The organism is Streptomyces sp. NPDC002181, from assembly GCF_042890485.1.
GTDB lineage: Bacteria > Actinomycetota > Actinomycetes > Streptomycetales > Streptomycetaceae > Streptomyces.
The window spans coordinates 126747-136016 of record NZ_JBIASC010000017.1; the positions used below are offsets into that span (position 1 = coordinate 126747).

Consider the following 9270-nt stretch of genomic DNA (forward strand, 5'->3'; position numbering starts at 1 on the left):
GACAGGGCGCCCTGCGCGCCCCCGAACGGCCGGGGAGCGCATACCGGGCGAACCTGCGGCCGGCCCCCGAGGTCCGGGCGCCGAAGCACGTGCTTACCCCCGGCGAGGACGGGTAGGCGCCCCGGTGCAAGACCCCTTCGAGCATCGGGAGGATCGATGACGCGACGGGTGCACGAGGTGATGACGGGAAATCCGGTAACGGTCGAACAGCTGACATCGCTGGCGGAGGCCGCGCGGGTGATGCGGGACGCCGGCATCGGGGACGTACTGGTGGTGGACCAGGGTCGGCTTCTCGGCATCCTCACGGACAGGGACATCGTCGTCCGGGCGCTGGCCGAGGACCGGGACCCGGCCAAAACTACGGTGCGGGCGATCTGCAGCGGCGATCCGTTCACGGTCAGGCCCGACGAAAACGTCGATCAGGCCGTCGACCTCATGCGCCGGCACGCGCTCCGGCGCCTGCCGGTACAGGCCGAGAACGGCGAACTCGTCGGCATCGTCACCCTCGGTGATCTGGAGGTCGAACGCGATCCGGGGTCTCCGCTCTCCGCGATCGCGGCGGCCGAGGGGAGGGGCCGCTGAAGCGGACGCAGCGGACGCAGCGGACGCAGCGGACGTAGCAGGCGCAGTGGCGGACGACGGGCGGTGCAACGGCGACGTAGGGACCGGGAATCGAAACGCTCTTCATGGCATCAGACCCCGCCCCGGCCCACCCCAAAGCATCACCACCGCATGCGGAACAGCCCACGGCCGACGGCCTACCATGGGGAGATGCCGACTGCCGACCGATACGAGAGCGACCGCCACCCCGGCATCGTCATGGGCGAACTGAGTCTCACCGACGAAGCCACGGCAGGAGCCGTTCACCGTATCGGCCGCCGCGCCTACGCGGTCGAGGCCGAGTTGATCCGTTTCGACCGCATCCCGCCGCTGCGGGAGAGCCTGGAAGAGATGCGCGCACAGCCCCTGCGGTGGCTCGGAGCCATGGCAGGGGGCGAGATCACCGCCTTCGTCGCCTGGCAGGACGTGGCTGAGGACCTCATCGACATCGAGCGCGTGTGCGTGGACCCCGAATGGTTCCGTCGCGGACTGGCCTCGGCCCTGCTGCAGCACCTCCTGGCCGACCTCGCTCCCGAACACGACGCACTGGTGAGCACCGGCGCCGACAACCACCCGGCCGTCGCACTCTACGAGCGCCTCGGATTCTCCCGCGTCGACACGATCGAGCCGGTTCCCGGACTGCGACTGGCCCGATTCAGGCTGGCGCGTCCATCCGGACGGCCCGGCCAACACTGCTGATCCAAAGTCGCCGGTCAGATACGGTGCCGGGATGAACGAGAGCCTGCCGGCCGACGTGGCCGAGCTGCTCGCGGCAATCCTGAACGGGGACACCCCGGTTCGCATCGCGCTCCGACGGCAGATTCCGTACCTCCTCGTGCGAGCGCGCTGCACATGCGGGTGCGGCACCGCCTACTTCGAGCTCGACACCAGCGAGGTGGAGCCCGCACCCACCGGCCCCGGCACGGTCGTGGCAGCCGAAGCGCAGCTCGTCACCGAAGCCGGCGAGTGCCCTTCTGTTCTGCGAGACGGCCTCTGCATCGTCGCCGGACCGGGCGAGCACCAGCAAATGTGGGGGCGGCCGGCCGTCCCTATGGATCTCCGGCTCGACGGATGCCTCACCAGAACCAGGCTCCCCCCGCACCACGACTACGACGTCAATGGCCGTCGAGGAGTGCGCGGCCCAGCGGGGTGAGGCTGTGGCGGACCGCGGAGCCGTCCCGGCAGGTCGTCAGGAGGCCCGCCCCGCGCAGGACCGAGGCGTGGTGGCTCGCCGTGGCCGGTGAGGTGCCCGTGCGGCGGGCCAGTTCGGTCGTACCGGCCGGGGCCTGGGCGGCGCGCAGGAGGCGGGCACGGGTCGTGCCGAGCAGAGCGGTGAGCCCCGCTCCCGTACCCGCCGTCCCCGGGGCCACCACGGACGCGCAGTCGGCGAGGGAGCGGACCATCGGGTAGCGCAGGATGGGCGGACGCCCGACGTCGGCGTTGTCGACCAGGACGAGGGGCCTCGGGCAGAAGAACGTCGGGACGAGCAGGATTCCGCGGCCCGCCAGTTCGAGGTCGGTGTCCAGGTCGCAGGGGACCGACAGGACGCCGGCCGACCAGTCGATCTCCGGATGCAGTGTGCCGAACAGCCCCTCGACGCCCGAGTCGACCGTTGCCAGGGCCCGCTGGACGCGCTCGGTGTGCGCCGTCGCCACGAGCTGGGCCCAGTACGGTGCGACGGCCAGGGCGTGGTAGTCGTGGAGCCGGCGACCGATGAGCTCTCCCCAGGCCCGGTCGCCATGGTGCAGGGCGTGGATCCAGCGGGGGGCCGCGGGCCGCTGGATGCGGGTGGCCAGCCAGTCCGCTGACCATTGGACGCGCGGCAGGGACCAGGTGTGGTCCAGGCTGTCGGCGAGGTCTGTGGCGGCCGCGTGGATGAACGCCTCCGGTACGTACTCGCCCGGGCCGGCCGGAGCCAGTTCCAACAGCGGCCGCATCTGCGGCTGCAATGCGAGGCGGGTGCGCTCGCGCCATCCGCCCAGGGCTACCCCCGCCGACCCGCCGGCCTGGAGGAGCGGCAGGCTCAGGATCGTCTCCGCCAGGGGGTCGGGCGCATCGGCGATGCGGACCCGGGTGAGGTCTTCGGCGGTGAAGTGGATGCGTAACACCGACGTGTCTCCAGGGGATCGGCGTGCGGGAGCGGGGCGGCGCGGCAGGCGGGGGCCGGAACCGAGCCCTCCCGGTCCGCGCCCCAACGACCTGTACGAGCAGCCTAGTAGCGGGGTCCGCGGGCGACGGGCCGGGCCGGGGAGATCTGGCCTGAAGACGGGCCGGGGCTGTCCGATGTCCGGATTCGATCCAGCTCGAAGGGCCTTGAGGGCGAGGTCGCGGCGCCGCGAAGCTGGCTCGCGTACGGGGGCGGAACCGTCCGGTCGCCCTTCGGGGCGCCGGACGGACTTCCGGCCGGCCCCGCCGGTTCCCCAGCACACCATGGACCAGGGAGAAGACCGCACCATGACGTTTCGCACCTCGCTCGCCGTCAGCACCTCGCCGGCCGTCCGCGCCGCTCTCGCCCTCGGCGCGGCGCTCTCGGCGACCGCCCTGCTCACCACACCGGCTCACGCCGGGGTCAGCGGCCAGTACGAGTACAGGAACGCGGCCACCGGCAAGTGTCTGGACGTGCGCGCCGGTTCCAAGGACAACGGCGCGCTGCTCCAGCAGTTCAGCTGCAACGGCAAGGGCAACCAGACGTTCATCGTGAACTTCCAGGTCGACGACCCGACTTCGATGCTCTCCGCGCAGCATTCGTACAAGTGCATGATGTCGGCCGGTACGGCGCCGGGATCCCAGGTCGTCCAGCGCGACTGCGACAACCTGTCGAGCATGCGCTGGGAGTTCGTCGAACTGGGCGGCAGCTCGGTGACGATCAAGAACATGGCCAGCGGCCTGTGCCTGGACGACGGTGGGCAGCCCTCGGGCAGCCGCCGCGAAGTGCGCCAGACGGTCTGCACGGGCGCCGCGACCCAGGTCTGGAGCCGCATCTGACGGACGGGTGCCCGGCGGTGCGGCCGCTGCCGCCGTCCCGCCGGCCCGCACCGCCGGGCCTGCCCCGGGGGGCGGCCACGGCGGACCCGGCCTTTGTGCTGCATCGGCTCTGATCACAGCATCCGCCCCGGACCACTTCTGACACGGCCGATGAATTGGCGGCTTCCCCCGGGGAGGGAGAGGCCGACGCGGGCGGCGTCTGCCGCAGCGGGGGAGACGTTGCCCGCCGTTGCCGGCGGGCAGCGGTGCACCCCGTTCCGGGACCACTGCGTACCTGGCGCGAAGACCGGCCACCGGCGGCCCCTCGCAGACTTCTACCCGCAGCGGTTCGGCAACAGCACGAACAAGGTGGAGGCTGCGACCTTCGACATGCCGGAAGGGAAACATGGGTCGGTTATCGACCGCCCCCGGGCAGGCTGTCGCGCTGCCGGCTCGTAGGGGTTGCCGCAGGCACCGCCGCCGCCGCGCTGTGAGGAGGGCGCGCATGGAAACCGGTGGCCTGACTCTGCCGTCCCGACCCCTCCGGCAGCTCGACGACACGAGCTCATCGCTACAGCCCAGCCTGAGCGAGCAGGGATTCTGCCTGTTGCCGTGTGCGGCGCGGCGGTGGCGGTGCGGCCCGCGGACACGTGTGGGTGTCTCGGAGGAACGACAGCGTCCATTCGGCGACCGGACCGTCAGGCTCCAATGTAGCCACGATTTGTTCACGCAAAGTCGGCGGGGTGTCTGACCGGGCCGCGATCGCGTTCCTGACGGAGATGTCCTGGTCCGCTGCCAGCAGGTCACGCAGACCGGCAGGCAGGTCCGGATGTGCGGCGACGGCCTCCCGGACGTCGGAATCCGGGTCGGCAGCCAGTTCGGGAGTCGGTACGGCATGGGCGACCGCAGCAGCACGGGTCGCCGGATCTGCCAGCAGTCCGGGCAGAAGGTCCGCGGGAGGGACGGATGCCCGAACACTGCCACTGCGAATGCCCGGGTCGGCGTCCGTCAGCAGCATCCTGCGGACGTCGTCCGGAACATCGCGCCAGCGCTGGATGACTGACGACCGCACACTGGCTTCCGAGTCCGAGGCCAGGAGGGCCAGCAACTCCGCTGGCAGATGCTCGTTCATCGCAAGGAACGACCGCACGGAAGGGTCCGGGTCGGCCGCCAGACGGGCGAGCAGCCCCAGCGGTTCGTCCCTGACGCTCGCCGCGACCGCACACCGAACGGCCGGCTCCGGATGCTCCGCGAAGCGGGCCCTGATCTGGGACGGCACGGAGGAGTTCGCGGCGAGGGTCCGTACGGAGCCAAGGTCGATGATCTCCGCTATCAGGTCATCAGTCAGGTCCCGACGCAGCAACGCCACCGTGCGCCGAGCCCCCGGGTACTGGAGCAAGCGGCGCACCAGGTCAGCGGGCAGGTCCTCTTGGGCCGCCAGAGCACTGAGTTCAGCATCCAGTTCCATGGAACGCAGGGTAAGCGTCGAGCCTGGACGAGGACGCCCCAAATCGATCTGCCATTGCAGCCGGATGCCCAACTCGTCATGGGCGACTCGGACGCAGGCACTCGGTGGCACCGGATGGTGATCGACCGTGGGAGAGCGGCGAGGCGCTTTTCCCCGGCGATCCGCCCGCCGGTCTCGGGTACAGGCGCGCACAAGTGCCGAGACCGCCAACAAAGCCACGAGGTCATCGGGCCGGGCCGCGCCGGGGCGACAGGTAGCCCCTGGCTTCCGCGCGGGGGCTCACCGGTCTCGCAGGAACCTGCTGCAGTCACCCCGCGCGGGCACCCGCCTCCCGTCATCCCGCCGTACGGGAAGGCGGGTTACGCGGGAGCCGGGCCTTCGCCGGGGTCGTCGAGGAGATGGTCGTGCCTCTTCTTGATCCCGGGCATCCTGCCCTTCAGCGTGGACGGGTGCAGGTGCAGGGCCTCTGCCATGGAGTGCTCGGAGACCCTCTCCGGGCCCCGGAACATGATGCTGTGGATCAGGTCCTCGAAGTCGTTCGTGAACGTGGGGGCACTTTTGATCTGGGCAGCGCTGTCCCACGCCCGGCGGTAGTCGGCAGGCATCGCTGCGACGAGCCGCTCCTTCTCCCGCTCGCTGATCGGACGTGGCTTCTTCCGCTCATGTCCGCTGGCCCGCTTCCGCAGCCTGTTCGCCAGAGCGGGCGGCATGATGTCGAAGATCTCCCGAGCCACGAAGGCCTGACTGGCGATCGCACCCGCGCCTGCCGTCAACGCCTGAATGCCCGCGAGCAACTCGTCCGGGAACGGGGTGGCATAGGGTTTTCCATCGCCCTTCTCGCCCTCCGACCGCGCCTCCTTGCGCGACCGGTGCTGCAGGTACTCGTCCAGCAGGTCGTTTCCCATCAGCGGCATCAGCCGCCGCTCGACCTCCTTCCTGAGCTTCTCCTTCTTCTCCGCGGCCTGCGCCTCCTTGTCCCCGACGGGCGCGGGCGGAGCCTTGGACTCCGTCCGGAGGTTGAGCTCCCCGGTGCGGGTGGCCAGGTCGTTCACCGCTTCCGTGCCGGAGTCGTCCGAAGCCTCACTGGTGGACGGTGAGTCCACGGTCGGACGCACGCTCTTGGGGTAGCGCCGTTTGCCGTTGTCGGTCTTGGCGAGCTCCAGCCGCTGTTCCATGCCGCCGTCCTCCCCCCGCGCCGCTTCGTGGATACCGTGCGCGGCCGAGGCGGCGGCGGGTGTCGCGTTCCTGGGCGCGGAAGCGTACATCGGCTGCCCGGGTCCCGTGTGCGCTTCGAAGTGTGCGTCGAACTGCTTCTGCGCCTCCGGTCCGATGTCCTTGCCGAAGGTCTCGAAGGCATGCTTGAGCGGTGTCACGAAGAGGTGGTTGCCCCGCGGGTTGAAGGAGATGTCGAAACCCAGCTCCTCCTTGAAGTACCGGAGCAGCGCGAGGCAGGCCCGGCACGGTCGCTTCCTGCCGCGGATCAGGAACTGACCGGCGTCCTGGCCGACGTGGCTCAGCAGCATCAGGAGCTTCTGCTCGGCGTGCTGCGCCTCCCTGCTGTCACCGTTGTGCAGCAGATACGCGTACCCGGGGTACTTGCCCGACACCACATCGGCCAGATAGGCGCGGTGCTTCGGGTCCCGTGCGGCCGCCTGGGAGACGTCGATCGTACGAACCCACTTCGCGTTCCGCAGAGCCTGCAGAGTCGCGTTGTCCCGCTTGTACGAGGAGGCCGGGTCGTCCACGTCCATCGCGGCGTCCAGTGACAGTGCCGGCATGCCCTTCGGCGTCAGACCCTGACGGATCTTCAGGCGGGCCTGCCGGTCGCGTTCCTGCCCCTCGTCCCGCTGGGGCATCGCCGCCGCACCCGCGCCCTTGCCGGTCTGCCGGCGCTTGCCGGTCTGGGGGGCGGCCGCGCCGGCTCGCCGCTTGCCCGACTCCTCCGGCACCGCCTCCAGCTCGTCCTCCACGGCGGCGGGACCGTCGTGATCGGTGATCAGCATCTGCGAGAGCGCTGCGCCGGGCGCGTCCTCTTCGCTCGCGCTCAGGCCCGCGGCGGCCAAGAGCGCCCGGTGCAGGCCCAGGACGGACCGATCCCGGTTGGTGGAGAGGAACAGGGTGTTGTTGCCCAGCATCGCCTGGACCTCTTCCTCCTTGTCCTCCTTCTTCGGCTTCTTCGCCGGATCCTTCTCCGCCGTCGCCCCGGCGGCCGCCGCCATCTTCTCCTGGTGGCCGATGCTGCTGTACGCCCTGCGGGCCAAGTGCCGAAGGCTCTGCTCTTCGCGCCGGCCCTCGTACGAGTGCGCGTAACGAATGATCACTTCTTCGGTGACCCGGCCCCACCGGAAGTCCGGCTGTTCTTCGGTGCACTGCTTCGCCAGCTCCGCGATCTTCTGGTAACGCGTCTCCCATTCGGCCAGGACCTTGGAGGAACCGCCCGCCGCCGCCTCGGCCCTGCCCTTGCCCTTGGTGTCCTTCGCCCGAGCCACGACGGCGCGTCCGACCATGCGCTGCAGAGCCGGGGAACCCGGTCCCGCACCGGAAGCGGCCCGGCCCGCGCCGAGAGACGGAGCCTGCACCGCTCCCGCCTCGAAGGCGGCCCCATCGCCTTCCGCCGACCGCTCTGAGCCCTGCCCGGGGTCGGTGACGGGGACCCCGGCACCGTTGTCGTGACCGGTCTCGCGCACTCCGTCGAGGTTGTTCTTCACATGGCTGAGCTCATGACCGATGAGCTTCTTGTTCCGGACGGCCGAGGGCGGAAGGAAGATGTGGTTGCCAACCGTCATCGCCTCGGCGCCCATCGCCGCGGTCGCGCGCTGGGCCACCGCGTCGTCGTGCAGGCGCGTGGAGGAAAAACTCCTCCCGTAGAACGGCTCCGCCTCCTTGCGCACGTCCTCCGGCAGCGGGCGCCCCTGAGAGGACGACATCGCCGCGCCGAGCAGGGCCGCCTGCCCCTCGGGGCTGGAATCCGCCACCGTGCCGTGCCCGCAGCCGGCACCGTGGACGTGCCGGTCTTCGGCGACGCGGCGCGCGATGGCGTGATTGCCCACCAGGCCGCGCAGCGCGACGACCTGCGCCGGACTCAACGGGCCTGGCCCCGGGCCCGGCCCCGGGCCCGGCCCCGGGCCCGGCCCAACGACGCCGGTCGCACGACGAGGTGGCGTCTTCGCGGGGTTCGTGGCCTTGTTGCCCGGTGCTGTTTCGTGTGCGCGCATGGCGTGTCCGTCCGGTCGGCAGCGAGGGCGCCTGTCGGCGGTTCCTCCTGCAACAGGCGTGGGGCCCCGACCCCTTTACGAGGAGACCAAGGCCGTCCGTCCCGCCGTTGTACCGGACCGCGGCCGGCGACGGCAGGGCCTCGGGGGCACATCCCGGGGCCGAGGGCTCCGTCCGATCGGGCACCTACGGGCACGGCACGGAACCGGGGGACGTGCTCCTGATGAAGCGTGAACGGCTGCAGCGGAGTGGACATGAGTGGACACGAGTGAAAGGTAGTCGTTCGCATTTGCTCTGGAAGGTGGACAGCGTTCCGTCAGAGTCTCGGTCTGTCCGAACGAGGCACCGCAACGGCGGTCGATCGTGGGGCCGGGAAGCACGCCCGGCACGGGGAAGCGCGGAACCGCGCTTCAGGGGAATCTGAGACTCTGAAGAGGGAAGACCATGGCAACGATCGCACCGGCCGGTGTGCACGCTCACGCGACACCGGCGAGCGCGCCCGAAAAAGGCGGCGGTGACCACGGGCAGACGCCCATGTCGCATCGGCAGATCATGAAGGCGCTCTCGGGTCTGCTGGTGGGCCTGTTCGCCGCGCTCCTTTCCTCGACGATCGTGGCCAACGCGCTGCCGGCGGTCATCAAGGACCTCGGCGGCGGCCAGTCCGCATTCACGTGGGTCGTCACGGCGGCGTTGCTGTCGCTGACCGCGTCGGTGCCGATCTGGGGCAAGCTCTCCGATCTGGTGAGCAAGAAGGTGCTGGTCCAGGCCTCCCTGGTCGTCTACATCATCGGCTCGGTCATCGCGGGTCTGGCGCAGAGCCCGGCGATGTTGATCAGTGCCCGTGTGGTGCAGGGCGTGGGAGCGGGCGGTTTGACCGCTCTGGTCCAGGTGATCACGGCCGCGATGATCTCCCCGCGTGAGCGGGGCCGTTACTCCGGCTACACCGGCGCCACCGTCGCCGTCGCCACCGCCGCCGGCCCGCTCCTGGGAGGCGTCATCACCGACACCGACTGGCTCGGCTGGCG

Annotated in this window: 8 protein-coding genes; 5 read left to right on the forward strand and 3 right to left on the reverse strand. The window is 70.5% G+C overall.

Annotated features, from left to right (window positions below; all coding sequences use genetic code 11):
- Positions 1-156 precede the first annotated feature (156 nt).
- From ACFYXV_RS31470 to ACFYXV_RS31480, 3 genes are all read left to right on the forward strand, one after another.
- Positions 157-582 (forward strand): CBS domain-containing protein, encoded by a 426-nt coding sequence (locus tag ACFYXV_RS31470; protein WP_389384723.1) that lies wholly within the window; start codon positions 157-159, stop codon positions 580-582.
- Positions 583-771: 189 nt separating this feature from the next.
- Entirely contained in the window at positions 772-1299 is a 528-nt protein-coding gene (locus ACFYXV_RS31475) for a GNAT family N-acetyltransferase (RefSeq protein WP_389384724.1), read from the forward strand.
- 31 nt (positions 1300-1330) lie between these two features.
- Entirely contained in the window at positions 1331-1753 is a 423-nt protein-coding gene (locus tag ACFYXV_RS31480; RefSeq protein WP_389384725.1) for a hypothetical protein, read from the forward strand.
- Here ACFYXV_RS31480 and ACFYXV_RS31485 read toward each other — a convergent pair.
- Entirely contained in the window at positions 1716-2708 is a 993-nt protein-coding gene (locus ACFYXV_RS31485; RefSeq protein WP_389384726.1) for an ArsR/SmtB family transcription factor, read from the reverse strand. The genes ACFYXV_RS31480 and ACFYXV_RS31485 overlap by 38 nt on opposite strands.
- Positions 2709-3054: 346 nt before the next feature.
- Between ACFYXV_RS31485 and ACFYXV_RS31490 the strand changes: the two genes are divergently transcribed.
- Positions 3055-3585, forward strand: a complete 531-nt coding sequence (locus tag ACFYXV_RS31490) for an RICIN domain-containing protein (RefSeq protein WP_385462354.1) — start codon at positions 3055-3057, stop codon at positions 3583-3585.
- 550 nt (positions 3586-4135) lie between these two features.
- Here ACFYXV_RS31490 and ACFYXV_RS31495 read toward each other — a convergent pair.
- Both ACFYXV_RS31495 and ACFYXV_RS31500 read right to left on the reverse strand, forming a co-directional pair.
- On the reverse strand, positions 4136-5032 hold the full coding sequence (locus tag ACFYXV_RS31495; RefSeq protein ID WP_389384727.1) for a hypothetical protein: 897 nt from the start codon (positions 5030-5032) through the stop codon (positions 4136-4138).
- 359 nt (positions 5033-5391) lie between these two features.
- Entirely contained in the window at positions 5392-8118 is a 2727-nt protein-coding gene (locus tag ACFYXV_RS31500; protein WP_389384728.1) for a DUF4157 domain-containing protein, read from the reverse strand.
- Positions 8119-8689: 571 nt separating this feature from the next.
- Between ACFYXV_RS31500 and ACFYXV_RS31505 the strand changes: the two genes are divergently transcribed.
- Positions 8690-9270: MFS transporter (locus ACFYXV_RS31505; protein WP_389384729.1), on the forward strand; the 581-nt coding region annotated here is incomplete at its 3' end.